The sequence below is a fragment of the Streptomyces pratensis genome, from assembly GCF_016804005.1.
Lineage (GTDB): Bacteria > Actinomycetota > Actinomycetes > Streptomycetales > Streptomycetaceae > Streptomyces > Streptomyces pratensis_A.
Genome location: NZ_CP051486.1, coordinates 2,629,879 through 2,656,859 on the forward strand (window position 1 = coordinate 2,629,879; position 26,981 = coordinate 2,656,859).

Consider the following 26,981-nt stretch of genomic DNA (forward strand, 5'->3'; position numbering starts at 1 on the left):
GGCAGCAGGCGGGAGCAGACCGGGCCGACCCGGGCGGGGACCCGGAGGGACGGGCGTCGTCACGGAAGGCGGGCGGGGCCGCTGGGGCCGGGCGGTGCCGGTGTCCTGCGGGCCTCACAGCTTGCCGAAGATCACTCCGCGCCAGGTCCAGCCCGCGTCGAGGGCGGTGTTCCGCAGGGGTTCGGTCAGCTGCGCGCTGTCGAAGCTGAACGTCTCCGTCGCCTCGAGGCGGCCGCTCTCCCCGCGTTGGAGCGTGTAGCGGCGGGAGACGGTCCGTCCCCCGCCACGCCCGTACTCCGCCGAAGCCTGGAGCCGCGGGGGATTCCCGACGCGGGTGACCTCCCACTGCTCCTCGACGGCACGCACCTCGGGGACCTCCCCGGCCAGGCGCATCCGGATCCGGATGGCGTGCGTCAGCTGCGATCCGATGAAGAAGGTCTGCCAGGCGGGCTCCTCGAGCCGCCACTCCGCCACCAGATCGGCGCCGTGCGCCGCGCCGTCACGGATGACGTACGGGACATCCGGCTGGTCGAGGCTCAGCAGGGCTGTACGCAACTCCTCGGCCGATCGTGGCGCGACCCCGTCCTCGGGGTGCTTGGTTCCGGTCAGCTTGTCGAAGAGTCCCATGAGGTCAACCTAAGAGGGGTCGGATTGCGGGTGCAAGGAAGGCCGTTCAGGCAGGGCGCCTACGGGCCGCGCCGGTGTCCGGGCGGACCGAGCTCACGGAATCCCGGAAGTCCTCCAGGACGTCCTGGTGCTGGGAGGCGGTCACCGTCAGGACCGGACGGATCACCGCCCGCCTGCCCGGATCGTCGACGTCCGGCACGGGCCAGGTGGACCTGCGACTGCACGAGGCCACGGGGCGCGCCCCCGGCGAGGGCCGAGACAGCCAGGGTCTGGGTGAGACCGGGTGCCTCCGGGGAACCGGCCTCGCGACGCTCGGCGACCGCGACCGACGGCACGCACTTCGACGCGCGCTTCCTGTCGCCCGGCGAGCTCCTGCTCGCCGCCCTCTCCGGACCCATGGCAACCCCCGTTGCAATCGCACCTGTTCGGCCTCACGGCCGGGAGGCATGGCACGGAGGGACGTCGCGTGCCGTGGCGGCACCCCCGGCCTCTGCACCGGACCTTCGCGTACGAGGACCGTTCGGGCCGGGAGCGCGACCGGGCGCGGGCCGGTACGCCGGCCACGGGCCGGTGAACCGGCCTGTGGGGAAGGGGCGTTCAGAAGGGGTACCAGCGCACCTCGGGGTCGTCCTGGCGCAGTGACGCCACCCTGCGCCGGAACTCCGCCAGCGCCTTGGGGTTCGCCGGGGCGTGCTGGGAGACCCAGGCGCAGCTCGCCGTCTCGCGGGCACCGCGCAGCACGGCGCAGCCTTCCCAGGTGCGTACGTCCCATCCGTACGCCTCGGTGAACGCGTCGTACGCGGGGGCGGGCAGGCCGTACCGGTCGCGGGAGAGGGCGAGGACCACCAGGTCGTGCTCGCGGAAGTCGGCGGAGAAGGTCTCCAGATCGACCAGCACCGGTCCGTCCGGGCCGACGTGGACATTGCGGGGGAGCGCGTCGCCGTGGATGGGGCCCGGCGTGAGGTGGGGTGCCAGGGCCGCGGCGGCCTTCGCGAAGCCGTCGCGCCGGCCGCGCAGATAGTCCGCGTCGGCCGGATCGATGGCGTCGCCCGCGAGTCCCAGCCAGCGCTCCACCCCGCCGAGCAGCTCACGGCGCGGCAGTGTGAAGCCCTCCGGGGCGGGCAGCGCGTGCACCTGGGCGAGCAGTGGGGCCAGGTCGCGCGGCTCCGACGGGCGCACGGCGTCGGGCAGCCGGTGCCACAGGGTCACCGGGTGACCCTCCACGTGGCGGGCCTGGGGTTCAGCCGCCCGTACGGCGGGTACGCCCGAGGTGGCGAGCCACCGGGCGACGGCCACCTCGCGCTCGGCGCGGTCCCGCAGCTCCGGGTGGTGCGTGGCGTCCCTGCCGATCTTGACCACCAGGTCACCGGCGGCGAACACCGCGTTCTCGCCCAGCGCGAGGAGCTCCGCGCCGCCGGGCAGTCCGGCGGCAGTCAATACCTCGCGCGCGCGCATGTCGTCCATGGCCCGATTTTCTCATCTCCGCAGGCCACCTTGACGAACGGGCGGCCCGTCAGCACGATGACCGTGGCCGCCCGGGCGGCCATACCGGTATGAAACCGATCCAAGGATGCAAAGGGGTCGAATTCATGACACTGGCGACCGCAATGACGCGGTCCGGGCGTAAGCCCCGACAGGGCGGACGGGGTGAGGGCCGCCGAGGGGGCGGTGCCGCCTGGTTCCTGGTGCTGCCCGCGCTGATCCCGATCCTGATCCTCAGCGTCGGCCCTCTGCTGTACGGCATCGTGCTGGCCTTCACCGACGCGCAGTCGGGCCGCACCCGCTCCCCGCAGTGGGTCGGATTCCTCAACTTCCAGGACCTGCTGCACGACACCCTGTTCTGGGATTCCTTCCGGATCGGTCTGCTGTGGGCGGTCGGGGTCACCGTCCCGCAGTTCGTGCTCGCGCTCGGCCTCGCCCTGCTGCTCAACGCGAACCTGCGGATGCGCTGGCTGGCCAGGGCCCTCGCGATCATCCCCTGGGCCATGCCCGAGGTCGTCGTCGGCATCATGTGGCGCCTGGTCTACAACCCCGATGCCGGCATCCTCAACGAGACCATCCGCGATCTCGGGCTCGGTGACGGAAGGGACTGGCTGACCGGGCTCGCCACCGCGCTGCCCGCGGTGATACTCGTCGGCGTCTGGGCCGGAATGCCGCAGACCACGGTGGCGCTGCTGGCCGGGCTGCAGAACACCCCGCACGAACTCCACGAGGCGGCGGCCCTCGACGGGGCCGGTGCCTGGCGCCGGTTCCGGACCGTCACCTGGCCCGCCATCAGACCTGTGGCACTCGCGATCAGCGCGCTCAACTTCATCTGGAACTTCAACTCGTTCGCCCTGGTCTACGTGCTGACCAGCGGCGGACCGGGCGGGCGCACCCGACTGCCCATGCTCTTCGCCTACGAAGAGGCCTTCCGCTACGGACAGTTCGGCTATGCCGCCGCGATGGGATGTGTGATGGTCGCCGTCGTCTCCGTGCTCCTCGCCGTCTACCTCGTCGGCCGGCTCAGGGGAGGAGAGGACGCATGAGCCTGCGAACGGGCAGAACCGCGCGCGCCGGGCAGTACGCCGCCCTGCTGTGCTACCTGGTCTTCCTGGCCTTCCCCTTCCTCTGGCTGATCTCCACCGCCTTCAAACCGGCCCGTGAGCTCGGCTCGCTGCACCCCACGTGGATCCCCGAGGACCCGACGCTGGAGAACTTCCGGCAGGCCTTCGACGAGCAGCCGCTGCTCCGGGCCGCCGCCAACTCGCTCACCGCGGCGGTCTGCGCCGCCCTGATCGCGGTCGTCATCGCCACGCCCATGGCCTATGTGATGGCCCGCCACCGGGGACGGCTCTCCACCGCCGCCACCGGATGGGTCGTGGTCAGTCAGGCGTTCCCCTTCGTCCTGGTGATCATTCCGCTCTTCCTGGTCCTCAAGTACCTGCACCTGATCAACTCGCTGTGGGGGCTGATCCTGGTGTACGTCGTGTGGTCGCTGCCCTTCGCCCTCTGGATGCTGGCCGGTTACGTACGGGCCGTGCCGCCCGAACTGGAGGAGGCCGCCGCCGTCGACGGGGCCGGCAAGGCGCGGATCCTCGTGTCCGTCACCGCGCCGCTGCTGGCCCCCGGGATCGTCGCCACCGCGCTCTTCGCGTTCATCACCGCATGGAACGAGTTCTTCTTCGCGCTCGTCCTGCTCAAGACTCCGGAGAAGCAGACGTTGCCGGTCGTACTCACCCACTTCCTGGGCGCGGAGGGCGTGGCCGACCTCGGGCCGCTCGCCGCAGCCGCGTTCCTCGCCACTCTCCCCTCGCTCGTGCTCTTCGCGATCATCCAGAAGCGCATCACGGGCGGTCTCACGGCCGGGGCGGTGAAGCACTGATGCGCCGCCTGCCCACGCTCGCCGCCGCGGTGACCACCGCGCTCGCCCTGCTGCTGACCGGCTGCTCGGGGGAGGGCGACGACGGCGCCGACGGCACGATCCGGCTCAGCTTCCAGTCGCTGGCCTGGCAGAAGGAGTCCGTCGACGCCAACAAGGAGCTCGTACGGGAGTGGAACGCCGCCCATCCGGACATCCAGGTGGACTACGTCCAGGGCAGCTGGGACAACGTGCACGACCAGCTGCTCACCTCGTTCGAGGGCGGTGAGGCGCCCGACATCATCCACGACGCCTCGGACGATCTCGCGGACTTCGCGTACGGCGGCTACCTCGCCGACCTGCGGGCCCTGCTGCCCGACCGGCTGACCCGGGACATCCCGCGCCGGTCCTGGGACACCACCACCTTCGGCGGCGGGATCTACGGAGTGCCCTTCCTCCAGGAGCCCAAGGTTCTCATCGCGAACACGAGGATCCTCGAATCCTCGGGCGTACGGATCCCTACTCCCGAGAAGCCCTGGAGCTGGCCGGAATTCCGGCAGGTCACCGAGAAGCTGACGAAGAAGGGGACGTACGGGGTCGCCTGGCCGCTCAAGGAACCGGTGTCCGTCACCCTCAACCTCGGTCTCTCCGCCGGCGGGCAGCTCTTCCACCGGGGCGCGGACGGCAAGGTGACCATCCGCTTCGAGGAGGGCGACCGGGTCATGCCCGGCACTGTCCGGGACCAGGTCGGAGCCGACGGCAGCGCGTCGCGTTCGGCGCTCGGCATGGGGGGTTCGGACACGCTCCCCGGCTTCTTCGGCGGCAAGTACGCCATGGTCCCGCTGGGATTCTCCTACCGTCAGCAGGTCGTCGAGCAGGCCCCTGAAGGATTCGACTGGACTGTACTCCCCCCGCCGGCCGGCAGCGGCGGGCTCGCGCAGGGGGTCAGTCCGCAGACCCTCTCGGTCGCCGAGGACAGCCCGCACAAGGAGGAGGCCGTGCAGTTCATCGACTTCCTGCTGCGCCCCGCGAACATGGTGCGGCTGGCCAAGGGCGACTGGATGCTGCCGACCGGCACCGAGGCGCTGGCGGATCCCGCGCTGCACACGGAGGAGAACGGCTGGGCGACGGGCGCAGCTCTCGCCCGTGAGCTGCGCCCCGCCCCCGCACAGTCCGTGCGCGGCTATCCCGAGTGGAAGGACAAGGTCGCCACGCCCGCTCTCCAGGAGTACTACAGCGGGGCCATCGGTACGGGTGAGCTGAAGAAACGCCTGGTCGACGACGGGAACCGGGTCCTGGCCCGCTACCAGCGCTGATCCGGCAGCGCACGGGATCCGAAATTACCTGGACGAGACGTCTCGTCTCGTTTACTGTTGAGGCATGACAACGACCCCGCGCGCCCATGTCGCCATGTTCTCCATCGCCGCCCACGGGCACGTGAACCCGAGTCTCGAAGTGATCCGGGAGCTCGTCGCCCGTGGGTACCGCGTCAGCTACGCCATCCCGGCCTCGTTCGCCGAGAAGGTCGCCGCCACCGGAGCCGAGCCGGTGATCTACACCTCCACGCTGCCCACCGAACCGGAGGACTGGGGCAGTGAACCCATCGACTACATCGAGCCCTTCCTCGAGGACGCCGTCCAGGCGCTCCCTCAGCTCGTCGACGCCTTCGACGGCGACGAGCCGGACCTCGTCCTGCACGACATCACCGCCTACCCGGCCCGCGTCCTCGCCCACCGCTGGGGAGTCCCGGCCGTCCAGCTCTGGCCCAACCTGGTGCCCTGGGAGGGATACGCCGAAGAGGTGGGGGAGCCGATGAACGCCGAGCTGAAGAAGACCGCACAGGGCCGGGCCTACTTCGAGCGCTTCGAGGCCTGGCTCGCGGAGAACGGCCTGGGCGACCTCTCCTCGGACGACTTCGTGGCCCGGCCGCGCCGCGGCCTGGTGCTGATCCCCGAGGTGCTCCAGCCGAACGCCGGCCGTGTCGACCACGACAGGTTCACCTTCGTCGGCGCCTGTCAGGGCGAGCGCGCCGACCAGGGGGAGTGGAAGCGGCCGGACGACGCCGGGAAGGTCCTGCTGGTCTCGCTCGGCTCGGCGTACACCGACGAGCCGGCGTTCTACCGGGAGTGCGTCAAGGCCTTCGGTGATCTGCCCGGCTGGCACGTGGTGCTCCAGACCGGCGCGCACGTCGACCCGTCCGGCCTCGGGGACGTGCCCGGCAACATCGAGGTGCACCCCTGGGTGCCGCAGCTGTCCGTGCTGAGGCAGGCGGACGCGTTCATCACCCATGCGGGCGCGGGAGGCAGCCAGGAAGGGCTCGCCACCGGCACCCCGATGGTGGCCGTCCCGCAGGCCGTCGACCAGTTCGGCAACGCGGACATGCTCCAGGCGCTCGGCGTCGCCACGCACCTGCCGAAGGAGGAGGCCGACGCCGCGTCCCTGCGTGCCGCGGTCCTCGCACTGGTGGACGATCCGGACGTGGCCGCGAGGCTGACCGGGATCCGGGCACGGATGGCCGACGAGGGCGGGACGGCGCGGGCAGCCGACCTCATCGAGGCCGAACTGCCCGCCTGAGAGCGCTGCGAGGAGCTGCTAGCCGCCCCGCGGCCCGTCCGGCTCCTCCGCCCCGGCACCGGCCGACGGGCGCACCGTGAGGGAGGCGAAGCGCGGCCAGCTCCCGTCGGGGTCACCGTTGCGCACGCTGATGGCGATCCCTCCCGTCCCGTCCCCGCCGGTCGCCCGCGCGGTCCGCTCGATCCGCGCCCCGCCGTCGACGGCGACGACCGTCAGATCTCCCTCCACCGTGATCCTGATCCGGTGTTCGGCGGCGTCGGTGAGTTTGCGGCGGCCGATCTCGTGCCACCGGTCACCCCTGCGCTCCAGCACACGGACGTAACTGAAGCTCAGGGCCACCGTGACCGGGTCGAGGCTGCCGTCGCGTACGACCATGCCGACGTTGTTCACCGACTCGCGCAGCCGTTCCACCCGGACGTCGACGGAGTAGCCGGTCCAGTCCGCGGAGCTCGTCCGCCGGTAGGCGGCAGCGGCGTACCCCGTGCGGCCGGGGTGGGGCCCCGCACCGGTGAGCGCCCCAAGGCCCCCGGTGCGCGCACGGTCGTCGCGCCGCCACAACTGCGGCTGGGTGAGCGGAGCGGGGGACCCGGCCGGGGACACCGCCGTCCAGAGGCGCACGGCGGCGAGCAGCTCCGGGACGTCCGTCCCGGCGGTGACCTCCACCCGCTGCACCTCACCGGCAGCGGCCGCCCGGCGCCCGGCCGGCAGCGGGCGGTCGGAGCTGTTGGTCAGGGCGGCCACGAACCGTTCCGCGAGTGCCGCGCGCAGCACACGGTTCGTCGGCAGCGACGAAGCACTCCCGTTCGATTCGGAGAAGGGGTAGGCGAAGAGCCGCGGGGCGGGCAGGCCGTGACGGGTGATGTCGGCGATGGACCGGTCGAGATCGCTCTCGACGCGCCGCCGGTACTCCTCCGCGGTCTCCCGCCGTCCCTCGCCGGGCAGCCACAGCCGGCCGGTGAGGGCGGACGACCGCTTGCCGGCCGCGTCCACCGCCTCCCGCCGGTGCAGGTCGTGGGTGTGGTTCTCGAAGTCCCAGCGTCCCGACCGGGCCATGCGGCCGATCTCGTCCCAGGAGAGGTAGTACGGGCGGTGGCTTCCCACGGCACGCGTGATCAGGAACGCGGCCGCCCGCATGCGGTACTTGGCCAGGATGCGGTCCGCGTGCACCCACAGCCCGTGGGCGCCGTCGTCGAAGGTCAGGAACACCGAGCGTGGTCCCGGCGCCGGGCCTCCGCCCAGATACGCGATGAACTCCTCGCTGCTCAGGGTGCGGTAGCCGGCCTTCGCGAGGGCGCCCAGCTGGGCGTCGAACGCCTCGGGGGTCACCGTGTAGCGGCTGCGGCTGTCCCGGCCGATGTCGTGGTACGCCAGGACGACGGGCGCGGCGCCCTCCGCCCGCCGCTCCGCGGGCGGCCCGGCAGCCGGCGCGGGGGCCCCGGCCCCCGGACCCGGAGGCGCCTCCTGCGCCGTCACCGCCCTGCGGAACTCGGCGTAGCGCCATGCGCCGTAGAAGGGTGCGCAGACCATCGTCAGGGCGAGCAGGCCGAGCAGCGCCCGCCTGGGTGCGGAGTGGGTCACGGGAACGTCCCCCGGGTGAGCACGAGAAGGTACACGGCGATGACGGCGGCGGCGCAGGTCAGCGCGGCCAGCGCCCTGGAGGCCAGACGGCCCAGATCTCTCATGCCGCACCCCTGGACCACACACCGCGCCGGACGGTGAGCAGGGAGTACGGCAGCAGCCAGGCGAGCAGCACCGAGGAGAACAGGCTCATGAGCGGCCGGTAGCGCCAGCGGGTGTCCCCGGGGTGGTCGATCCTGTACGCGAGCCCCCAGACACAGCCCTTGAGGATCACTCCGCAGAAGTAGAGAAGGGTCAGGAAGAGGGCTCCCTGCATCGGCGCCAGGACCAGATGCCGGAACGCCATCACCGGTGCGGCGAGCACCCACAGCACGTGCCCGTAGTAGAGGGCGGCCGGCCCGGGGCCTCGGCGCCACATGAAGGAGCCGGTGAAGAAGAGATTGCGGATGAAGCTCTTCTTCCAGCGGACCTGCTGGCGCAGGAGGGGCCCCAGCCGGGCCGGTACGTCGGTCCACACCTTCGCGGAGCGTACGTATCCGACGCGCCAGCGGCGTTCGGCGAAGTCCTCCTCCACGAACGGGGAACCGGCGTACCGGCGCTTGAGCGCGCGGCCCCTCCACGGCTGCCCGAGGACGTATCCGGTCAGCTGGCGGTCCGTGGCGAAGCGGAAGGGGGCACCCATGAACCGGTCGTCGGCCCACGCCGGAAGGTAGTTGTAGACGGCGTCACGCCGGAACACGGCCAGGGGTCCCGAGACGCAGGACACCGATCCGAAGGACGCCTCCGCCGCCTTGGCGACCCTGAACTGCCCCTCGTACCAGACGTCCTGGGCCCGCGCCAGGAAGCCGGCGTCCGTGTTGAGGGCCCTGCAGTGCCCGCTCACGGCGCCCAGCTCGGGATGGGAGACCAGCGCCCGGACACAGCGGCGCAGGGCGTCGGGGGCGAGGACGCAGTCGGAGTCGGTGAAGGCGATGATCTCGGTGTCCGCGAGCTCGCACGCACGGACCAGCGCGTTCTTCTTGCCCACGTTGGCGTCCAGATGGATGACGGTGATGGCGAGCTCGTCCTCCAGCCGGCGCAGTACGTCGCCCGTGCCGTCCTGCGAGTGGTCGTCCACCACGATGATCCGTACTCCGGGGCAGTCGGAGGCGGCCATGGAGCGGACGCACGCCTCGATACCGTCCACCTCGTCCTTGACGGCGAGCAGGAAGGAGACCATGGGATTCGCGGGCAGCGGCGGGAACGTCTCCCGCGACCCCGGGCGCACCCGCAGTTCCCCCTCCGACGGGTCCTCGTAGCGGCTGTAGGCGATGTAGAGCATGGCGATCGTCCCGGCCAGCACGACGAGCCCGTAGCAGACCGGCAGATTCAGCCGGGGCAGCCGGGCGGCGTGATGGGCCAGGACGATCAGGAGCGGCATCAGGCAGAGCAGGACGAGGAGCCGGCGCACCCCGTGTCCGAGCGCGGGGTCGGTGGGGGTGACACGCTGCCTGAGCGAGCGGAGGCCTCGCGGGCCCGGGACGGGGTCCGGGGCCGGCCCCGTGGGGCGGGCCGGTGGCCGGTGGAGTGCGTTCACCTCGGTGTCCCTTCTGCCGGGGGCTCCGCGTGGCGGCGGCTGCCGGTGTGGTTCCTCGCGGTGAAACCGAAGAAGGCCATCTCGGTGTTGTCGCCGCGCAGCCCGACTCCGCCCGCCGCGGTCAGCCGGCCCGGAGTCCGGTCCTCCGTGTCGAGGACCGTACGTCCGTCGAGCGTCAGCACGATCCGCACCCCGTCCCCCCGGCAGCGGCTCGCGGAGGCGGCCACCTGGTGCCAACGGCCGTAGTCCAGGGCGTGGTCGGCCGTGGCCAGGGTTGTGTAGACACCCTCCTCGCCCACCGGCCTGCCCGGTGTCGGATGTTTGCGTTTGAGGACGACCGTGCCGTCCCTGCGGCGGAAGCTCAGGGCGTAGAGCTCCTGGGCGCTTCGGTACCTGAGCCAGAGGTGTCCGCCGTCCCAGTCGCGCGCGGGGGTGCGACCGGTGGCACCGGGGGGCTTCAGGAACACCCGGCACCGCACCGTGGAGTCGCCGAAGTCCCGGCGGCGGGTGACGAGCCGGAAGACGGACGACCCCGTGTGCGGTCCGGGTCCGGGGCCGGGGGCGTCGCCGTCGGGCACGCCGGTCCATCCGATGGCCCACTGGGCGAACAGGGAGCCGCTGGTGACGACCCAGTCGTGCGAGAGGCGGGCATCGCCGGATTCCGGATGACGGTAGGCGTACTCGTCGGTGACCAGTCCCTCCATCGGGAACTGCGGGAGGAAGGGGGCTTCCGGATCGCCGGCCGGTACGGGTGGTTCCGTGCCCGTCCGGCCCCCTCCGCCGTCCGGCGGGCCGCCCGGGGCCTTGCCGTCCTCGGACCGGACGGCCGCGTCCGGATCCGGCCCGTCCGCGCCGAGTACACCGGTGAGCCCGGCGGCCGGGGTGGCGACGGCGGCGGTGAGCAGCGCGCGCCGGCTCGGCGCGCGGCCCCTCCCGGGGGCGGTCATACGGCGGCCCCGGTGGCGGCCGCGGTCAGGCTATGCGTGACGTCCAGTACGGCGGGGTTGTCGTGCAGCCAGCCCAGGTCCGTTCCCGGGTGCACGGTGTGGACGACGACCAGGTCCCAGTCCAGGGTTCCGGGGGCGTCGACACTGTGCCGTACGACGCCTCGCCGGTCCAGGCGCGGCACCAGGGGGTCGGCGTATTCGACGGTGGCGCCCCAGGCCGTGAGCCGGTCCATGATCTCCAGGGCCGGACTCTCGCGCAGATCCGCCACCCCGGGCTTGTAGGCCAGGCCCAGGATCAGCACCCGGGAACCGGCGGTTCCCAGTCCCCGTGCCGCGAGAGCTTCCCGTGCCTTTCCCGCGACGAGGGCGGGGCGTTGAGAGATCGCCGTCATCGCGGCGTCCACCAGAGGGGACGCGACGTCCCTCGCCCGCAACTGCCACAGCAGGTAGTGCGGGTCGCAGGGGATGCAGTGCCCGCCGACGCCCGCACCCGGATAGAACGGCATGAAGCCGTACGGCTTGGTGGCCGCGGCCTCGATGACGTGGCGGGGTTCCAGCCCGAATTCCACGCAGTCCTCGGCCAGTTCGTTCGCCAGGGCGATGTTGACGGCCCGGAAGGTGTTCTCCCAGAGCTTGCTCATCTCAGCGGCCTCCGGACTGTCCACCCGGTGGACGGAGGGCGCGGTTCCGGCCAGCAGCGAGGCGGCCAGTTCGGTACTCCTGGGGGTGACACCGCCGATCACGCGCGGAGTCCGCTCGGGGGAGTGGTCGGGGTTCCCGGGGTCGATCCGCTCGGGTGCGAACGCCACGAAGACATCGGTGCCGGGCTGCAGCCCTCGTGCCGTGAGCGGCCCGGCGAGTAGGTCACGCGTGGTGCCGACATAGCTGGTCGAGGTGAGGACCAGCAGCTGTCCCGGGGCGGCGTGGGCCACCACCGACGAGCAGGCGGCGGTCAGCGCGCGCAGATCGGGCACGAACCGCTCGTCGACCGGCGTCGGCACACAGATGATCACCGCGTCCGTGCCCGTGACCGCGTCGGGGTCGGCCGTCAGACGGAAGCCGGCGTCATGGAGTGCCGCCGTCAGCCTGTCGTGCTGGGACGGCAGCAGGTCGACCCGCCCGGACCGGATGTCCTCCAGCCGGGACTCGCTGGTGTCCACGCCGACCACCGAGTGGCCGGCCGCGTGGAGGGACAGCGCGGTGGGCAGTCCGACGTAGCCGAGGCCGACGACCGCGACCGTGGCGTGACGCCCGTGCTGTGCCTGTGACGGCAGACTCGCGACCGTCGTGGGCTCCGGGGGTGCGGTGATCGTTCCCGGGGGGCCCTCCCGGCCTGACGCCCCCTCACCCCGGCTCCTCGTACAAGCGGTATGCCACGCGTCCATGGGCGAGGGATGTGGTGTGTTGCTGACGATGTGCACAATCGAAACATGTCATTCCGCTTCGGTCTGCCCTGGCAATTGAGCCGGGCCGTGCGAGTCCGATCGGGTCAAGTTCACCCGTCCGGAAACCGTGTGCGCCCAGATGCCCGGGGTGTGGCGGCAGCCCTGTCCGACTTGCAGGGGAGTGCGCGGGTTTCCTGTGACGGAATCTTGCCGAGTGAGTGACGGCTACATGAAGGTCTTGATCTGGGCGCGTCAATCGAGCAGTGTTTCGAGGCAGCCCCCGGAGATCTTCCGGCCGAGGGCCAATCCCCCCACAAAGAATGACGAGGAGACCCCTCTTCATGGCAATTCACAAGCGCGTACGCTCGGTCAAGCTCACCGCCGCGATAACCGCAGTGGCAGCGGCCGCCGGCGTCACCCTGCTCACCACTCCGTTCGCCGGAGCGGCCCCGGCGCCCGCGATGGGCACCGTCCACGGTGCGGACGCGGCAACGGCCGTCTCCGGCAGCTACATCGTGATGCTGGACCGGAAGGCGGACAAGGCCGACCTGGCCGAGGAGTACGGCGGCACTCTCCAGCGGAACTACAGGTCGGCCATCAACGGCTTCTCCGCCAGCGGGCTTTCGGAGACCGAGGCCAAGCGGCTCGCCGCCGACCCCGCCGTCTCCAAGGTCGTCCAGAACAAGAAGTTCCACATCAACACCACCCAGGACAACCCGCCTTCCTGGGGGCTGGACCGGGTCGACCAGACCGGGACCGCCGGTGACAGCGCCTACACCTACCCCGACGCCGCGGGCGGGGACGTCACGGCGTACGTCATCGACACCGGTGTCCGCGTCACCCACAAGGACTTCGAGGGCCGAGCCACTTCGGGCTTCGACGCCGTGGACGACGACGACGACGCAGACGACGGCAACGGGCACGGCACCCACGTGGCGGGAACCATAGCGGGCGCCGCCCACGGGGTGGCCAAGAAGGCGAAGATCGTGGCCGTCCGTGTCCTGGACGACGCGGGCTCGGGCACGACCGAGCAGGTCGTCGCCGGGATCGACTGGGTCACCGCGAACCACGAGGGCCCGTCCGTCGCCAACATGAGTCTCGGCGGATCCGCGGACCCGGCCCTCGACGCCGCGGTGCAGAAGGCCATCGCCTCGGGTGTGACCTTCGCGGTCGCCGCGGGCAACGAGTCGAGCGACGCGGGCGAGGGCTCCCCCTCGCGCGTTCCCGAGGCCATCACCGTGGCCTCGTCCACGGTGGACGACGAGCAGTCCTCGTTCTCCAACTTCGGCTCGGTCGTGGACATCTACGCTCCCGGCTCGGACATCACCTCGGCGTGGAACGACAGCGACGACGCCACCAGCACCATCTCCGGTACGTCCATGGCCACCCCGCACGTCGTGGGTGCCGCGGCCGTCTACCTCGGCGGACACCCGGAGGCCACCCCTGAGGAGGTCGCCGCGGCGCTCACCGGCGGAGCCACCCCGGACGCAATCTCCAATGCGACCGAGGGCACGGCGAACAAGCTCCTGAAGATCGTGGAGTAGGCAGGGCAGGTCAAGCAGTACGGGCACCAGGCCGCCGCGCCCTCCCCCACGGGGCGCGGCGGCCCTTGCCGGTGGAAAGCTCTAGGGTGGGGAACATGAGCACGATGTACGCGGCGCTGCTGCGGGGGATCAATGTCAGCGGCCGGCGTAAGGTCCCGATGGCGGAACTCCGCGCGCTGCTCGTGGAGCTGGGACACGAGGACGTCGCCACGTATCTGCAGAGCGGCAACGCCGTGTTCCGCAGCGCGTCCGGCGACGCGAGCGCCCTGACCGCCGGGCTGGAGCGGGCGATCGAGGAACGTTTCGGATTTCCGGTCGACTGTCTCGTCCGCCCGGGCGCCTACCTCGCGGGTGTGGCCGACGCCTGCCCGTTCCCGGCCGCCGAGCTGGAGGGCAGGCAACTGCACGTCACGTATTTCGACGAGGCCGTCGACGCCGCCAGGTTCGCCTCGCTCGATGCCGACGCCTTCCGCCCCGAGGAATTCCGGCTGGGCGACCGCGCCCTCTATCTGTACGCCCCCGACGGCCTCGGACGCTCCAAGCTCGCGGTGGCGCTCGGACGGCCTGCCATCACCCGTGGCCTCGTGGCCACCAGCCGCAACTGGAACACCGTGGTCAAGCTTGTGGAGATGACGCGTGACTGATCCGTCGCCGGCCGTGGCCGCAGCCATCGAGGGCGAGCTCCGCCTCCTGGATCCCGTCGTGCGGACCTCCGCGGATGTGCTGGTCACCCTTCTGCACCCCGATTTCAGGGAGATCGGCACCAGCGGCCGGCTCTGGGAGCGGGACACGATCATCGCGATGCTCACGGACCCGGGCGCACCGCGCCCCGGGCCGCTCACCGCGTCCCGTATGCGGGGCGACCAGCTCGCACCGGACCTGGTGCACCTCACCTTCGACACGGAGTCCAAGGGCCTGCGTTCGCACCGCAGCTCGTTGTGGCGGCTGACCGGGAGCGGCTGGCTGCTCTACTTCCACCAGGCCACGCCCTTCATCGACGATCCGTTCGCCGAGGTCTGAGCCGGCTGCCCCCGGCATTCACCCGCAGCACACACCGGAGCGGCGCCGCAAGAGTGCCGCCCCGGTCCGATCTGTGCCCTGAGTCCGGCCGGTTCCCGCCGGAGGGGCGGATTCCGGCCACCGGGAGCGCCCGGGCAAAACGCCGGTAAGCCGTCCGAACGGGCGGTGCCGCGAGAGGCCCGGTCCGGGCTGCGGCCCCCCGTGTGCGGGCGCCTCGCGGGCGGGGGACGGCATGTGTGAACGCGATGCGCGTAGACAGCGGGCGACGTCCGCTCCCCGTTGCGGGCTTTGCAGCAATTCGCCGGCACCGCCCCGTTCGGTGAGCGGACGGCGTTGTTCGGAGGCCATGCGCACGCATGGCGGAGTTCACGCTCCGTTGTCCGCGGTGGTCCGGAAGAGGACCTTGTCACCCGTTCAAGTGGAGTCAAGGATTCGAGGCGTGCGGTTGGCAGGTCCACGACTAGCACCCAACGGTCGTGGACAGCCGTACACCCTCGGTCCGCCCACCCAGCGGACCGGACACCCCCCAAAGACGGAGGATCCTGTGACCTTCAAGCGCTTCGCCTCTCTCGGCTCGATCTCCAGACGTGCTCGCCTCATCGCCGCGACCTCAGGTCTGGTCACCGCCGTGGCGCTTGCGGCACCCACCGCGGTCGCTCAGGCGGCCCCGGACACCACCGTGACGAAGGCCGAACTGGCCGAGGCCAGTTCGGCCGTGCACGGTGCCGACATCGCCGGCACCGCCTGGTACACCGAAGCGAGCACCGGCAAGGTCGTCGTCACCGTCGACAGCACGGTCACCGCCGCCGAGATCGCCAAGATCGAGAAGTCGGTCACCGACTCGGGCGCGAAGGCCGACATCAACCGCACCCCGGGCACGTTCAACAAGCTCATAGCGGGCGGCCAGGCCATCTACGCCGGCGGCGGGCGCTGTTCCCTCGGCTTCAACGTCCGCAGCGGAAGCACCTACTACGCGCTGACCGCCGGGCACTGCACCGAGATCGGCAGCACCTGGTACACCAACTCCGGTCAGAGCTCCACCCTCGGCACCAGGACCGGCTCCAGCTTCCCCGTCAACGACTACGGGATCATCCGGCACGCCAGCTCCGCCGCCGCGGACGGCCGGGTCTACCTCTACAACGGCAGCTACCAGGACATCACCTCCGCGGCGAACGCCCGCGTGGGCCAGGCCGTCAAGCGCAGCGGCTCCACCACCGGCGTCCACAGCGGCACCGTCACCGGCCTCAACGCCACGGTGAACTACGGCGGCGGCGACGTCGTCTACGGCATGATCCAGACCAACGTCTGCGCCGAGCCCGGCGACAGCGGCGGTTCGCTCTTCGCCGGCACCACGGCCCTCGGCCTCACCTCGGGCGGCAGCGGCAACTGCAGCTCGGGCGGCACCACGTTCTTCCAGCCCGTCACCGAGGCGCTGAGCGCCTACGGCGTCAGCGTCTTCTAGGCATCACGCACCTCACCCGCCGACGGGCCGCGCTCTCCGAGCGCGGCCCGTTGCCGTATCCGCTCGACCCGTTCGACGGGTCCGAGCGCTCCGGGGGGTCGTCCTGGCAGAGTCTCAGCCGTGGCACGGGCACCGTCGAGGCCGACCACCTCGACGGTGAGATCGCCCTGCTCGGCCGGCTGCACGGCATCCCGACACCCGTCGACGACGTACTGCGGCGCACCGCGAACACCTTCGCCCGGGAGCGAAGCGCCGCCGGGTCGATGGCGGTGGCCGAGCTCACCGCCCCGGCCGGCACGGACTCCTGAGCGCCCCCACTCCCACTCCCGCTGTCGCATTTCTTCAAGACCGGCTGCCCGGGTGGCGCGCAGGATGAGCGCATGAATGACGCGTACGGACACATGGCCGAGTGTGCTGCTGAATCCGCCCGGGTCGCCCGGGGCGCCGGAGCCGTGCCGCCGGTCTCCACGCCGACTCCCTGCCACGGCTGGGACCTGCGGGAGCTGATCAACCACTGGGTGCTGTACAGCGCGCACGGGCTGGAGCACCGCGCGCTGCGCACGCCCATCCCCGACGAACTGACGGCCCGTGACTTCACGGCCGACACCGACTGGCCGGAGCGCTACGCCGCCCAGCTGGAGCGGGCGGTCGCCGCATGGTCGGACCCCGCGGTCGGTGAAGGTGTCATCGACACAGGGCACGGCTCCACCCCCGCTCCGGACATCGCCAGGATGCTCATCATGGAGACCGCGCTGCACGGCTGGGACGTGGCCCGGACGACGGGGCAGGAATACCGGCTCTCCGGCCCGGCGGCGGCCTTCCTCCTGGAATCGGTCGAGGGGACGGCCGAGCTCTACCGGCGGCACGACGGCTTCGCCGGCGAAGTCGTCCTGCCCGGCGAGGCGTCCGACTTCGAGCGTGCCCTGGCCCTCAGTGGCCGGGACCCGCGCACGGCCTGACGCGGCCTGGCGCGGCCCGAGGGAGGCGGTGGCCCACCGGACCGGCGGCCGAATGGCCCATATCCGCGGGCCACGGCCTCTCTAGGCTCCTCTCATGAGCACCCACGTGAACAAGACGGCGGGGAGAACGGCCGTCGACTTCTACTTCGACCCGGCCTGTCCGTTCGCCTGGATCGCCTCCCGCTGGATGCTGGAGGTGGAGCGGGAGCGCGACATCGAACTCCGCTTCCACGTCATGAGCCTCCACCTGCACAACACCGGCAACGAGCTTCCGGGCTGGTACCGCGAACTGGTCGACAGGTCGATCGGGCCGGTCCGGGTCGCCGCCGCCGTGGCGGCGGACCACGGGCCGGGCGTCCTCAGGGACCTCTACACCGCCCTCGGCACCCGCATCCACCGGGAGAAGAACGAGGACTTCGACGCCGTCGTCGTCGAGTCGCTCGCCGAACTGGGCCTGTCCGCCGGTCTGGCGGAGGCCGCGCACACGGACGGCTTCGACGAGGCCGTACGGCTGAGCCACGACCGGGGGAAGGACCCGGCGGCCGGCTCCTACGTCGGCACCCCGACGATCCATGTGGACGGCACCGTCTGGTTCGGGCCGGTGCTGAACTCCGTTCCGCTGGGCGAGGAGGCGGCACGGCTCTTCGACAGCTTCCGGGTCCTGGCCGGGCACCCGGACTTCTTCGAGCTCAAGCGCGAACGGACCGGCAGCCTCGACGTCGGCTAGGCGCTCAGCCGCGTCGCCCTGTCGGCCGGGACGCGCGCCTCGTCGTACCGGGCCAGCAGCAGCCTGGCGAGCGCGGGGGAGGGCCCCAGGACACCGGCCAGCACATCGGCCCCGGCCTCGTCGGCGCCCGCTGCGATCCGGTCGGGGAGCCGGCCGGGGGCGATGACGTACGGGGCCACCGCCACCCTCCGTACGCCGTCGGCCCGCAGGGAGCGCACCACGTCCGCGGTGCGGGGAAGGGATGCGGAGGCGAACGCAGGCCGCACGGCGCACCAACCGGTGTGCCGCAGCTCCCGCGCGATTTCAGCGATCACTGCGATCGCCTCCGGGTCCGTGGAGCCCGCCGCGGCCAGGACCAGCCCGGTCGAGCTCTTGTCGCCGGGGGACACCCCGGCCTCACGCAGCCGCTGTTCCACAGCCGTGTTCAGCAGCGGGGACGGGCCCAGGACGTCCGCCTGGGTGATCCGCAGCCCCGGGAGCCGCGAGCGGGCCTCGCGCAGTACCGAAGGGATGTCCGACTTGGCGTGGAAGGCCCGGGTCAGCAGCAGGGGCAGTGCGACCACCTCGTCCGCCCCCTCCGCGGCCAGGCGCTCCAGCACCCGGGGCACGGAAGGGGCGTTGAACTCCAGGAAGCCCGTCTCCACGCGCAGCCCGGTCCGCAGCGACCGGACCCGCGCGGTGAGCGCGTGCACGGTCGCCGCGTGCCGCGGGTCGCGGCTGCCGTGGGCGATGACGAGGAGAACCGGGGCGGTCATGGGGACTCAGCTCTTGACGAGGAGACCGCGGCTGCGCAGCACCCGCCGCTCCAGCGGGCTGAAGATCAGCAGGTCGATCGCGATGCCGACGAACAGGATGAGGAGGATCGCCAGGAAGATCCCCGGCATGTCGAAGTTGTTCCTGCCGTTCTCCAGCAACTGGCCGAGTCCCAGGCCCAGGTCGGGCGAGGAAGCGATGATCTCGGCGGCCATGAGCGAACGCCAGGAGAACGCCCAGCCCTGCTTGAGCCCCGCCAGATAACCGGGCAGCGCCGCCGGCAGGACGATGTGGATCGTCCCGCGCAGGCCGGTGGCGCCGATCGTGCGGCCCGCCCGCAGGAACAGCGGCGGAACCTGGTCGACGCCGGACACCAGTCCGTTGGCCACGGAGGGGACCGCGCCCAGCAGGATCACCGCGTACATCGTCTTGTCGTCGAGGCCGAGCCAGATGATGGCCGGTGCCACCCACGCCACGGACGGCAGGGACTGCAGCCCCGACAGGATCGGGCCGATCGCCGCCCGGACGACCTTCACCCGCGCCACCAGCAGCCCCAGCGGGGTGCCGATCGCCACGGCCATCACGAAGCCCAGCAGACCGCGCGACACACTGGTCCAGATGACCTCCAGCAGGGTGCCCTGCACCCACATGTCGGTCAGGCTGTCCCAGACCGCAGCGGGCGGCGGCAGCTTGTAGTCGTCGGTGACCTTCGCCCAGACCAGCAGCTGCCAGACGAGGACCACCAGGACGACCGCGATGACCGGCGGCAGAACCTTGTTGAGGAGGATCTCGCGGGCCGGGGTCCGGCGCACCTGTACGGCGTCGAGCGCGTCCAGACCCGCCTCGAGCCCCGCCAGGTCGTCGGCCTTCGTTTCAGTGCTGGCCATGTCGGCGGATCTCCCCACGCAGTTGTTCGGTGATCTCGACGGACAGCTCCGCCACGGCGGTGTCCTCGATGCGGCGAGGCTGCTCGATGTCGACCTTCCACTCCCGGGCGATCCGGCCGGGTCGCGACGACAGCAGGATGACGCGCTGGGCGAGCCGCACCGCCTCGCGCACGTTGTGGGTGACGAAGAGGACGGAGGCGTTCGTCTCCCGCCAGATCCGGGTCAGTTCGTCGTGCAGCACATCCCGGGTGATGGCGTCGAGCGCGGCGAACGGCTCGTCCATCAGCAGGAGCTGGCTGTCCTGGGCGAGCGCCCGGGCCATCGCGACCCGCTGGCGCATCCCGCCCGAGAGTTCGTGCACCCGCTTCCCGTACGCCCCTCCGAGGCGCACGAGTTCGAGCAGCCGTTCCGCCTCCGGGCGGCGGTCCGACTTGGGCACCCCGCGCAGCCGCAGGGCCAGTTCGATGTTCTTGCCCGCGGTCAGCCACGGGAAGAGAGCGTGCTCCTGGAACATCAGGGCCGGCCGCCCGCCGGGGGTCTCGATGGACCCCGCGGTCGGTCGGTCGAGTCCGGCCACCAGGTTGAGCAGGGTCGACTTGCCGCACCCGGATGCTCCCAGGAGGGTGACGAACTCGCCCGGAGCGACATCGAGCGTGATGTCGTCCAGGACGAGCTGCTGCCCCGTGGGTCCGGAGAAGGACTTGGAGACGTGTCGGATACGAGCGGCGTGCTCGACCTCTGCACGGTCCTCGGCCTTGGTGAGGGTGGTGGTCGCCATGGTCGTCACCTCCTGGGAATCTTCAGATCCTGGTGCGGTCGGGTGGGCTACTTGACGCCGAGACCGGCGTCGGCGACCTCGGGCTGTCCTGCGGCCTTGAGGATCTTGTTCAGCGGCTTCAGGTCGTAGATGCCGTTGAGGTCCGGCTTCTCCAGCAGACCGGCACCGACCGCGTGGTCCGCCTGCGCCTGGAGCGTGGCGGCCAGCGGGTCATCGGTGATCTGGATGGACTCCCACGCCGGGTCGAGGACCTCGGCGGGCAGCGCCTTGCCGCTCAGCTTCTCCAGCGCCGAGTTGGCCGAGGCCTTCGCCTTGTCCGGGTTGGCGTTGATCCACTTGTTGGTGTTCACCGTGCCCCGCAGCACCGCGTCCACGACGTCCGGGTGCTCGGAGAGGAACTTCTGCGACACGATGATGTTGGTGATGACGAACTTGTCGTCCGGCCACAGCGTCGACTCGTCCAGCAGGACCTTGCCACCCTCGGCGACCAGCTTGGAAGCGGTCGGCTCCGGGACCCAGGCGCCGTCCAGGGAACCTGCCTTGAAGGCGTCCGGCGTCACCTTGTTGTCCGAACGGACAACGGAGACGTCGCCCTTGCCGCTCTGGGCGTCGACCTTCCAGCCCTTCTCGGAGATCCAGTGGAGGAACGCCACGTCCTGCGTGTTGCCGAGCTGCGGGGTGGCGATCTTCTTGCCCTTGAGGTCGTCCAGGGTCTTGATCTTGTCCGGGTTCACGACGAGCTTCACGCCGCCGGAGGCCGAGCCGCCGACGATCCGCAGGCTCTGGCCCTTGGACTTGCTGTAGCCGTTGATCGAGGGGGAGGGGCCGATGAAGCCGATGTCGATCGAACCCGCGTTGAGCGCCTCGATCTCGGAGGGGCCGGCGTTGAACGTCGAGGGCTTGACCGTCGTGCCGCCCAGCTCCTTGGCGATGATGCCTTCCTGGATACCGACCAGCGCGGTGGCGTGCGTGAGGTTCGGGAAGTACCCGATCTTCACGGTGTCCGTGGAGAGCTTCTTCCCGCCGGCGGAGACGTTCGACTGCGCGTCGTCGTCCTTGGCCTCGGAGCCGTAGCCGCAGGCGGTGGCCGCCACGGCGAGCAGCGACGATGCGGCGGCAGCGGCGAGGCCGCGGCGGAGGGTGGTACGGGTGGCACGCACGGGAGGTTTTCCTCTCGTAGGCCCGGTGCTCACGTCCTCCCGGAGTCGGGTGGCGTGGCCGGGCGGTCGGCAGGTCTTCGTCTGAACTGGCGGTGCGGGTGGTACGGGCGGGCGCGCAGGCAGTGCGCGTACGTCATCACGCACATCGCCCGACCCCGCCCTGGCCGCTGCCGAGGGCGCCGCTGCCGACACGGCCGCCCTCCTTCGCGAAGGTCGAGAAGAAATCGGTGATCATCAGAAGTCCCACTCCGCGTCCTCGGCGGAGGTGTCCGCGTCCGCGTCGGCCTCGGCGGCGAACGAGGCACCCGCCATGCCGGCCGTGAGGGTCGTGCCGTCGGCGGGGTCGATCAGCAGGAACGAACCCGTGCGCCGCGAGGCCGCGTACGTGTCGAGAGCGAGGGGCTCTGCGGTACGGACGACGACCCGGCCGATGTCGTTGGCCACCAGCTGCCCGGGGTCCGGGTGCTGGGAGAGGTCGTCCAGTGTGAGCCGCGAGGGGATGTCCTTGACGATCGCCTTGACCGTGCGGGTGGTGTGCTTGAGCAGCACCCGCTGGCCCACCGTGAGCGGCTGGTCGGCCACGTGGCAGACGGTCGCCTCGACGTCCTGCGTGATGGTGGGGGCGTCGTCCGCGGGGGCGATCAGGTCGCCGCGCGAGATGTCGATGTCGTCGGCCAGGCGGATCGTCACCGACTGCGGGGCCCAGGCGATGTCGACGCTCTCACCGAGCGCGTCTATCCCCTCGATCGTCGTGGTGCGTCCGGAAGGGAGCACGGAGACGGTCTCGCCGACCCGGAAGACCCCGGCGGCGATCTGGCCGGCGTACCCCCGGTAGTCGGGATGCTCGGCGCTCTGCGGGCGGATCACGTACTGCACCGGGAAGCGTGCGTGGCAGGCGGTCAGATCGTGGCTGACCGGCACCGTCTCCAGGTGTTCCAGGACCGTCGGGCCGCCGTACCAGTCCATGTGGGCGGACGGCTCCACGACGTTGTCGCCGGCCAGCGCGGAGATCGGGATCGCGGTGATCTCCGGGACGCCGAGCGAGGCGGCGTACGCGGTGAACTCCTCGGCTATGGAGGCGAACACGGGCTCCGCGTAGTCCACGAGGTCCATCTTGTTCACGGCGAGGACCACATGGGGGACGCGCAGGAGGGCGGCGACCGCGGCGTGGCGGCGGGTCTGCTCGACCACGCCGTTGCGGGCGTCGACGAGGACGACGGCCAGCTCGGCCGTGGAGGCGCCGGTGACCATGTTGCGGGTGTACTGCACGTGGCCCGGGGTGTCCGCGAGGATGAACCGGCGGCGGGGCGTGGCGAAGTAGCGGTAGGCCACGTCGATCGTGATGCCCTGCTCGCGCTCGGCCCGCAGCCCGTCGGTCAGCAGCGCCAGGTCGGGCGCCTCCTGGCCGCGGTTGGTGGAGGCCAGCGCGACGGCCTCCAGCTGGTCGGTGAGGACCGACTTGGAGTCGTGCAGCAGACGTCCGACGAGGGTGGACTTGCCGTCGTCGACGGACCCGGCCGTGGCGAACCGCAGCAGGGTGGTGGCCGACAACTGCTCGGTGGTGATGCTCATTTAGAAGTACCCCTCGCGCTTACGGTCTTCCATCGCGGCCTCGGACATCTTGTCGTCGGCGCGGGTCGCGCCCCGCTCGGTGAGACGGGAGGCGGCGATCTCGGTGATCACCGCGTCCAGGGTGGTGGCGTCCGAGTCGACGGCGCCGGTGCAGGACATGTCGCCGACGGTGCGGTAGCGCACCTGGCGGGTCTCCACCTTCTCGTGGTCCTTGGGCCCGCCCCAGTCGCCGGCGGTCAGCCACATGCCGGAGCGGCTGAAGACCTCGCGCTCGTGGGCGAAGTAGATGCCGGGGAGCTCGATGCCCTCCCGCTCGATGTACTGCCAGACGTCGAGCTCGGTCCAGTTGGAGATGGGGAAGACGCGGACGTGCTCGCCCGGGGCGTGGCGGCCGTTGTAGAGCTGCCACAGCTCGGGGCGCTGGCGGCGCGGGTCCCACTGGGAGAACTCGTCTCGGAGGGAGAAGACGCGCTCCTTGGCCCGGGCCTTCTCCTCGTCGCGCCGTCCGCCGCCGAACACGGCGTCGAAGCGGTGCTGCTGGATGGCCTCGGTGAGCGGGACCGTCTGCAGGGGGTTGCGGGTACCGTCGGGCCGCTCACGGAGCTTGCCCGCGTCGATGTACTCCTGGACGGACGCGACGTGCAGGCGCAGCCCGTGCTTCTCGACGGTGCGGTCGCGGTACTCGAGGACCTCGGGGAAGTTGTGCCCGGTGTCCACGTGCAGCAGCGTGAAGGGAACGGGCGCCGGGGCGAACGCCTTCAGCGCGAGGTGCAGCATCAGGATCGAGTCCTTGCCGCCGGAGAAGAGGATCACCGGCCGCTCGAACTCCCCCGCCACCTCACGGAAGATGTGCACCGCCTCCGACTCCAGGGAGTCCAGGTGGCTCAGCGCGTACGGGTTGACGGTGCCTTCCGGCACGGTGGCGACGGTGCTCACGCCAGGCCCCTCTCGGTGAGCAGCGCACGAAGCGCCGCTGCGGACTCCTGCACGGTCTGCTGGTGCGACTCGATCCGCAGATCCGGCGACTCGGGGGCCTCGTAGGGGTCGTCGACCCCGGTGAGACCACTGATCTCGCCCGCCGCCTGCTTGGCGTACAGCCCCTTCACATCGCGCTCCGAGCACACCTCGACCGGGGTCGCGACGTGCACCTCCAGATACGCGGTGCCCTCCTGCTGATGGCGCTTGCGCACCGCGTCACGGCTGTCGGCGTACGGCGCGATGACAGGGACGAGGGCCTTCACGCCGTTGGCGGCCAGCAGTTCGGCGACGAAGCCGATCCGCTGGACGTTGGTGTGCCGGTCCTCGCGGGAGAAGCCGAGGCCCGCGGAGAGGAACTCCCGGATCTCGTCACCGTCGAGCACCTCGACCCGGTGCCCGTCGCCGCGCAGCCGGCCCGCCAGTTCGTACGCGATGGTGGTCTTGCCGGCGCTCGGCAGACCGGTGAGCCAGACGGTGGCTCCCGTCTCCGTCACGCTCATCGATATCTCCTGATCAGTCGTCATCAGCCGTGCAGCCCGCATTCGGTCTTGCCGCGCCCGGCCCAGCGGCCGGCCCGTGCGTCCTCGCCCTCCAGCACCCTCCGGGTGCAGGGCGCGCAGCCGACGGAGGCGTAGCCGTCCATCAGCAGCGGGTTGGTCAGTACGCCGTGTTCGGCGACGTACGCGTCCACGTCCTCCTGGGTCCAGCGGGCGATGGGCGAGACCTTGACCTTGCGGCGCTTCTCGTCCCACCCCACGACCGGGGTGTTGGCCCGCGTGGGGGACTCGTCGCGACGCAGCCCGGTCGCCCAGGCGGCGTACGCCGTCAGCCCCTCCTCCAGCGGCTTCACCTTGCGCAGTGCGCAGCACAGATCGGGGTCGCGGTCGTGCAGCCCGGGCCCGTACTCCGCGTCCTGCTCGGCCACCGACTGGCGCGGTGTCAGCGTGATGAGGTTGACGTCCATCACGGCGCCGACGGCGTCCCGCGTGCCGATGGTCTCCTCGAAGTGGTAACCGGTGTCCAGGAAGACCACGTCCACGCCGGGGAAGACCCGGGAGGCCAGGTGCGCGACGACCGCGTCCTCCATGGAGGAGGTGACGCAGAAGCGCTCGCCGAAGGTGTCGGCCGCCCACTTCAGGATGTCGCTCGCGGAGGAGTCCTCCAGCTCGCGGCCCGCTCGGCCGGCCAGATCCCTCAGGGCCTCGTCGGTGAGCCCGGCCGCTTGCAGAGTGTCCGTCATGTCCCGTCCCCTTCAACGTCGTTGCGCTGGAGCCCCTGGGCCAGCAGGCCCAGGAACTTCAGCTGGAACGCGCGGTTGCAGGAAGCACATTCCCAGGCGCCGTGGCCGGCCTCGTGCGGGCGCAGGTCCTCGTCGCCGCAGTACGGGCAGTGGAACGGCGCGGCTCGCTCGCTCATGACAGCGACTCCGCACTGGCGCGGGCGGCCCAGGTCGCGAAGCGCTCGCCGTCCTCGCGCTCCTCCTGGAACTTCCCGAGCACCCGCTCGACGTAGTCCGGGAGTTCGGCCGAGGTGACCTTCAGTCCCCGGACCTTGCGGCCGAAACCGGCCTCCAGGCCCAGCGCGCCGCCGAGGTGCACCTGGTAGCCCTCGACCTGGTTGCCGTCGCCGTCCAGCATGAGCTGGCCCTTGAGGCCGATGTCCGCGGTCTGGATGCGGGCGCAGGCGTTGGGGCAGCCGTTGATGTTGATGGAGAGCGGCTCCTCGAAGTCCGGCAGGCGACGCTCCAGTTCGTCGATGAGCGCGGCGCCGCGCGCCTTCGTCTCGACGATCGCCAGCTTGCAGAACTCGATGCCGGTGCAGGCCATGGTGCCCCGCCGGAACGGGGAGGCGTGCACCTGGAAGTCCAGTGCCTCCAGCCCGGCGGTCAGGGACTCGACCTGGTCCTGCTCGACGTCCAGGATCAGCATCTTCTGCTCGACGGTGGTGCGCACCCGGCCCGAGCCGTGTGCCTCGGCCAGATCGGCGATCTTGGCCAGGGTGGAGCCGTCCACCCTGCCGACGCGCGGGGCGAAGCCCACGTAGAAGCGGCCGTCCTGCTGGGCGTGCACACCGATGTGGTCGCGCCAGCGGGAGGAGGGCTGGGCCGGGGGCGGTCCGTCCAGCATCGGGCGCTTGAGGTACTCGTCCTCGAGGATCTGGCGGAACTTCTCCGGACCCCAGTCGGCCATCAGGAACTTCAGGCGTGCGCGCGTACGCAGCCTGCGGTAGCCGTAGTCGCGGAAGATCCCGACGACACCCGCCCAGACGTCGGGGACCTCGTCCAGCGGCACCCAGGCGCCGAGACGCTCGGCGAACCGCGGGTTGGTGGAGAGCCCGCCGCCGACCCACAGGTCGAAGCCGGGACCGTGCTCGGGGTGGTCGACGCCCACGAACGCGATGTCGTTGATCTCGTGCACCACGTCCTGGACCGGCGAACCGGAGATCGCGGTCTTGAACTTGCGGGGCAGGTTCGAGAATTCCTTGCTGCCGATGTACCGCTCGTGGATCTCGTCGACCGCGGGCGTGCCGTCGATGATCTCGTCGGCGGCGATACCCGCCACGGGCGAACCGATGATCACGCGGGGGCAGTCACCGCAGGCCTCGGTCGTCGAGAGCCCGACGGCCTCGAGCTTCTCCCAGATCGCCGGGACGTCCTCGATGCGGATCCAGTGCAGCTGGACGTTCTGCCGGTCGGTGATGTCGGCGGTGCCGCGCGCGTACTCCTGGGAGATCTCGCCGATGACGCGCAGCTGCGCGGTGGTCAGCCTTCCGCCGTCGATGCGCACCCGCAGCATGAAGTAGCGGTCGTCCAGCTCCTCCGGCTCCAGCACGGCGGTCTTGCCGCCGTCGATGCCCGCGCGGCGCTGGGTGTACAGGCCCCACCAGCGCATACGTCCACGAAGGTCGTTCGGGTCGATGGAGTCGAATCCGCGCTTCGAGTAGATCGTCTCAATGCGTGTCCGCACGTTGAGACTGTCGTCGTCCTTCTTGAACTGCTCGTTCCCGTTCAGCGGGGTGAAGTGACCCATGGCCCACTGACCTTCACCACGGTGACGTCCGGCCTTGCGGCGGGGCGTGGCGGTAGCAGGCTTCTCGGGGATGGCGGCCATGGCT

The 26,981-nt window shown here is 71.1% G+C and carries 27 protein-coding genes and 1 pseudogene; 11 read left to right on the forward strand and 17 right to left on the reverse strand.

Annotated elements, in window-relative coordinates:
- Window positions 1–114 precede the first annotated feature (114 nt).
- The 3 genes from HED23_RS11300 to HED23_RS11310 all read right to left on the reverse strand — a co-directional run bounded on the left by HED23_RS11300 (window position 115) and on the right by HED23_RS11310 (window position 2,091).
- Window positions 115–627, reverse strand: a complete 513-nt coding sequence (locus HED23_RS11300) for a hypothetical protein (RefSeq protein ID WP_203183263.1) — start codon at window positions 625–627, stop codon at window positions 115–117.
- A gap of 46 nt (window positions 628–673) precedes the next feature.
- Window positions 674–859: a hypothetical protein gene (locus HED23_RS11305; protein WP_238441922.1), complete on the reverse strand. Its 186-nt coding sequence runs from the start codon at window positions 857–859 to the stop codon at window positions 674–676.
- A 365-nt stretch (window positions 860–1,224) separates the two neighbouring features.
- Window positions 1,225–2,091 (reverse strand): phosphotransferase enzyme family protein, encoded by an 867-nt coding sequence (locus HED23_RS11310; protein WP_203183264.1) that lies wholly within the window; start codon window positions 2,089–2,091, stop codon window positions 1,225–1,227.
- A 125-nt stretch (window positions 2,092–2,216) separates the two neighbouring features.
- On the opposite strand from HED23_RS11310, the gene HED23_RS11315 reads away from it, so the two are divergent.
- The 4 genes from HED23_RS11315 to mgt all read left to right on the forward strand — a co-directional run bounded on the left by HED23_RS11315 (window position 2,217) and on the right by mgt (window position 6,541).
- Entirely contained in the window at window positions 2,217–3,155 is a 939-nt protein-coding gene (locus tag HED23_RS11315) for a carbohydrate ABC transporter permease (RefSeq protein ID WP_203183265.1), read from the forward strand.
- The gene (locus HED23_RS11320; protein WP_203183266.1) at window positions 3,152–3,991 is read left to right on the forward strand and encodes a carbohydrate ABC transporter permease; all 840 of its coding nucleotides are present in this window, start codon (window positions 3,152–3,154) and stop codon (window positions 3,989–3,991) included. The genes HED23_RS11315 and HED23_RS11320 overlap by 4 nt, the downstream gene beginning before the upstream one ends.
- Entirely contained in the window at window positions 3,991–5,283 is a 1,293-nt protein-coding gene (locus HED23_RS11325) for an ABC transporter substrate-binding protein (protein WP_203183267.1), read from the forward strand. Before HED23_RS11320 ends, HED23_RS11325 begins: the two co-directional genes overlap by 1 nt.
- A gap of 64 nt (window positions 5,284–5,347) precedes the next feature.
- On the forward strand, window positions 5,348–6,541 hold the full coding sequence (gene mgt / locus HED23_RS11330) for a macrolide-inactivating glycosyltransferase (protein WP_203183268.1): 1,194 nt from the start codon (window positions 5,348–5,350) through the stop codon (window positions 6,539–6,541).
- A gap of 18 nt (window positions 6,542–6,559) precedes the next feature.
- Here mgt and HED23_RS11335 read toward each other — a convergent pair whose 3' ends face one another.
- The 4 genes from HED23_RS11335 to HED23_RS11350 all read right to left on the reverse strand — a co-directional run bounded on the left by HED23_RS11335 (window position 6,560) and on the right by HED23_RS11350 (window position 12,027).
- The gene (locus HED23_RS11335; RefSeq protein ID WP_203183269.1) at window positions 6,560–8,119 is read right to left on the reverse strand and encodes a polysaccharide deacetylase family protein; all 1,560 of its coding nucleotides are present in this window, start codon (window positions 8,117–8,119) and stop codon (window positions 6,560–6,562) included.
- Window positions 8,120–8,219: 100 nt separating this feature from the next.
- Entirely contained in the window at window positions 8,220–9,695 is a 1,476-nt protein-coding gene (locus tag HED23_RS11340; protein WP_203183270.1) for a glycosyltransferase family 2 protein, read from the reverse strand.
- Window positions 9,692–10,642, reverse strand: coding sequence for a hypothetical protein (locus tag HED23_RS11345; protein ID WP_203183271.1), 951 nt, complete (start codon window positions 10,640–10,642; stop codon window positions 9,692–9,694). The genes HED23_RS11340 and HED23_RS11345 overlap by 4 nt, the downstream gene beginning before the upstream one ends.
- Window positions 10,639–12,027 (reverse strand): nucleotide sugar dehydrogenase, encoded by a 1,389-nt coding sequence (locus HED23_RS11350; protein ID WP_203183272.1) that lies wholly within the window; start codon window positions 12,025–12,027, stop codon window positions 10,639–10,641. The genes HED23_RS11345 and HED23_RS11350 overlap by 4 nt, the downstream gene beginning before the upstream one ends.
- 341 nt (window positions 12,028–12,368) lie before the next feature.
- Here HED23_RS11350 and HED23_RS11355 point away from each other — a divergent pair, with 341 nt between their 5' ends.
- From HED23_RS11355 to HED23_RS11385, 7 genes and pseudogenes are all read left to right on the forward strand, one after another.
- On the forward strand, window positions 12,369–13,571 hold the full coding sequence (locus HED23_RS11355) for a S8 family peptidase (RefSeq protein WP_203183273.1): 1,203 nt from the start codon (window positions 12,369–12,371) through the stop codon (window positions 13,569–13,571).
- A gap of 95 nt (window positions 13,572–13,666) precedes the next feature.
- Window positions 13,667–14,215: a DUF1697 domain-containing protein gene (locus HED23_RS11360; RefSeq protein ID WP_203183274.1), complete on the forward strand. Its 549-nt coding sequence runs from the start codon at window positions 13,667–13,669 to the stop codon at window positions 14,213–14,215.
- Window positions 14,208–14,591: a DUF4440 domain-containing protein gene (locus HED23_RS11365; RefSeq protein WP_203183275.1), complete on the forward strand. Its 384-nt coding sequence runs from the start codon at window positions 14,208–14,210 to the stop codon at window positions 14,589–14,591. The genes HED23_RS11360 and HED23_RS11365 overlap by 8 nt, the downstream gene beginning before the upstream one ends.
- 544 nt (window positions 14,592–15,135) lie before the next feature.
- The gene (locus HED23_RS11370) at window positions 15,136–16,053 is read left to right on the forward strand and encodes a S1 family peptidase (RefSeq protein WP_203183276.1); all 918 of its coding nucleotides are present in this window, start codon (window positions 15,136–15,138) and stop codon (window positions 16,051–16,053) included.
- Between the two features lie 65 nt (window positions 16,054–16,118).
- A pseudogene (locus tag HED23_RS11375) lies at window positions 16,119–16,361 on the forward strand (ketopantoate reductase family protein); the annotation flags it as partial.
- A 72-nt stretch (window positions 16,362–16,433) separates the two neighbouring features.
- Window positions 16,434–17,012, forward strand: a complete 579-nt coding sequence (locus tag HED23_RS11380) for a TIGR03086 family metal-binding protein (RefSeq protein WP_203183277.1) — start codon at window positions 16,434–16,436, stop codon at window positions 17,010–17,012.
- Between the two features lie 94 nt (window positions 17,013–17,106).
- Window positions 17,107–17,739 carry a DsbA family protein gene (locus HED23_RS11385; protein ID WP_203183278.1) on the forward strand — a complete coding sequence of 211 codons (633 nt, stop codon included), beginning with the start codon at window positions 17,107–17,109 and terminating at the stop codon, window positions 17,737–17,739.
- On the opposite strand, the gene HED23_RS11390 is transcribed toward HED23_RS11385, so the two are convergent.
- From HED23_RS11390 to HED23_RS11435, 10 genes are all read right to left on the reverse strand, one after another.
- On the reverse strand, window positions 17,736–18,494 hold the full coding sequence (locus HED23_RS11390; protein ID WP_203183279.1) for a sirohydrochlorin chelatase: 759 nt from the start codon (window positions 18,492–18,494) through the stop codon (window positions 17,736–17,738). The genes HED23_RS11385 and HED23_RS11390 overlap by 4 nt on opposite strands.
- Before the next feature lie 6 nt (window positions 18,495–18,500).
- Complete coding sequence (locus tag HED23_RS11395; RefSeq protein ID WP_203183280.1) at window positions 18,501–19,379, reverse strand: ABC transporter permease; 879 nt, start codon at window positions 19,377–19,379, stop codon at window positions 18,501–18,503.
- Window positions 19,366–20,157, reverse strand: a complete 792-nt coding sequence (locus tag HED23_RS11400; protein WP_203183281.1) for an ABC transporter ATP-binding protein — start codon at window positions 20,155–20,157, stop codon at window positions 19,366–19,368. The genes HED23_RS11395 and HED23_RS11400 overlap by 14 nt, the downstream gene beginning before the upstream one ends.
- A 47-nt stretch (window positions 20,158–20,204) precedes the next feature.
- Window positions 20,205–21,317 (reverse strand): aliphatic sulfonate ABC transporter substrate-binding protein, encoded by a 1,113-nt coding sequence (locus HED23_RS11405; protein WP_203183282.1) that lies wholly within the window; start codon window positions 21,315–21,317, stop codon window positions 20,205–20,207.
- Window positions 21,318–21,551: 234 nt separating this feature from the next.
- On the reverse strand, window positions 21,552–22,889 hold the full coding sequence (locus HED23_RS11410; protein ID WP_203183283.1) for a sulfate adenylyltransferase subunit 1: 1,338 nt from the start codon (window positions 22,887–22,889) through the stop codon (window positions 21,552–21,554).
- Window positions 22,890–23,825 (reverse strand): sulfate adenylyltransferase subunit CysD, encoded by a 936-nt coding sequence (cysD, locus tag HED23_RS11415; RefSeq protein ID WP_203183284.1) that lies wholly within the window; start codon window positions 23,823–23,825, stop codon window positions 22,890–22,892. It abuts the gene before it with no gap.
- The gene (gene cysC / locus HED23_RS11420) at window positions 23,822–24,367 is read right to left on the reverse strand and encodes an adenylyl-sulfate kinase (RefSeq protein ID WP_238441923.1); all 546 of its coding nucleotides are present in this window, start codon (window positions 24,365–24,367) and stop codon (window positions 23,822–23,824) included. The genes cysD and cysC overlap by 4 nt, the downstream gene beginning before the upstream one ends.
- A 23-nt stretch (window positions 24,368–24,390) precedes the next feature.
- Window positions 24,391–25,107 (reverse strand): phosphoadenylyl-sulfate reductase, encoded by a 717-nt coding sequence (locus tag HED23_RS11425; protein WP_203183286.1) that lies wholly within the window; start codon window positions 25,105–25,107, stop codon window positions 24,391–24,393.
- The gene (locus HED23_RS11430) at window positions 25,104–25,283 is read right to left on the reverse strand and encodes an IS1 family transposase (protein WP_203183287.1); all 180 of its coding nucleotides are present in this window, start codon (window positions 25,281–25,283) and stop codon (window positions 25,104–25,106) included. Before HED23_RS11430 ends, HED23_RS11425 begins: the two co-directional genes overlap by 4 nt.
- Window positions 25,280–26,977 (reverse strand): nitrite/sulfite reductase, encoded by a 1,698-nt coding sequence (locus HED23_RS11435; RefSeq protein ID WP_203183288.1) that lies wholly within the window; start codon window positions 26,975–26,977, stop codon window positions 25,280–25,282. Before HED23_RS11435 ends, HED23_RS11430 begins: the two co-directional genes overlap by 4 nt.
- Window positions 26,978–26,981: the final 4 nt, after the last annotated feature.

Bases quoted from the DNA above. Each gene is read 5' to 3' on its own strand.
- HED23_RS11395 (WP_203183280.1), bottom strand. From the start codon at position 19,379: ATGGCCAGCACTGAAACGAAGGCCGACGACCTGGCGGGGCTCGAGGCG.
- HED23_RS11355 (WP_203183273.1), top strand. From the start codon at position 12,369: ATGGCAATTCACAAGCGCGTACGCTCGGTCAAGCTCACCGCCGCGATA.
- HED23_RS11385 (WP_203183278.1), top strand. From the start codon at position 17,107: ATGAGCACCCACGTGAACAAGACGGCGGGGAGAACGGCCGTCGACTTC.
- HED23_RS11380 (WP_203183277.1), top strand. From the start codon at position 16,434: ATGAATGACGCGTACGGACACATGGCCGAGTGTGCTGCTGAATCCGCC.
- HED23_RS11315 (WP_203183265.1), top strand. From the start codon at position 2,217: ATGACACTGGCGACCGCAATGACGCGGTCCGGGCGTAAGCCCCGACAG.
- HED23_RS11350 (WP_203183272.1), bottom strand. From the start codon at position 12,027: ATGGACGCGTGGCATACCGCTTGTACGAGGAGCCGGGGTGAGGGGGCG.
- HED23_RS11410 (WP_203183283.1), bottom strand. From the start codon at position 22,889: ATGAGCATCACCACCGAGCAGTTGTCGGCCACCACCCTGCTGCGGTTC.
- mgt (WP_203183268.1), top strand. From the start codon at position 5,348: ATGACAACGACCCCGCGCGCCCATGTCGCCATGTTCTCCATCGCCGCC.
- HED23_RS11430 (WP_203183287.1), bottom strand. From the start codon at position 25,283: ATGAGCGAGCGAGCCGCGCCGTTCCACTGCCCGTACTGCGGCGACGAG.
- HED23_RS11320 (WP_203183266.1), top strand. From the start codon at position 3,152: ATGAGCCTGCGAACGGGCAGAACCGCGCGCGCCGGGCAGTACGCCGCC.
- HED23_RS11325 (WP_203183267.1), top strand. From the start codon at position 3,991: ATGCGCCGCCTGCCCACGCTCGCCGCCGCGGTGACCACCGCGCTCGCC.
- HED23_RS11425 (WP_203183286.1), bottom strand. From the start codon at position 25,107: ATGACGGACACTCTGCAAGCGGCCGGGCTCACCGACGAGGCCCTGAGG.
- HED23_RS11360 (WP_203183274.1), top strand. From the start codon at position 13,667: ATGAGCACGATGTACGCGGCGCTGCTGCGGGGGATCAATGTCAGCGGC.
- HED23_RS11390 (WP_203183279.1), bottom strand. From the start codon at position 18,494: ATGACCGCCCCGGTTCTCCTCGTCATCGCCCACGGCAGCCGCGACCCG.
- HED23_RS11345 (WP_203183271.1), bottom strand. From the start codon at position 10,642: ATGACCGCCCCCGGGAGGGGCCGCGCGCCGAGCCGGCGCGCGCTGCTC.
- HED23_RS11300 (WP_203183263.1), bottom strand. From the start codon at position 627: ATGGGACTCTTCGACAAGCTGACCGGAACCAAGCACCCCGAGGACGGG.
- HED23_RS11435 (WP_203183288.1), bottom strand. From the start codon at position 26,977: ATGGCCGCCATCCCCGAGAAGCCTGCTACCGCCACGCCCCGCCGCAAG.
- HED23_RS11400 (WP_203183281.1), bottom strand. From the start codon at position 20,157: ATGGCGACCACCACCCTCACCAAGGCCGAGGACCGTGCAGAGGTCGAG.
- cysC (WP_238441923.1), bottom strand. From the start codon at position 24,367: ATGAGCGTGACGGAGACGGGAGCCACCGTCTGGCTCACCGGTCTGCCG.
- HED23_RS11310 (WP_203183264.1), bottom strand. From the start codon at position 2,091: ATGGACGACATGCGCGCGCGCGAGGTATTGACTGCCGCCGGACTGCCC.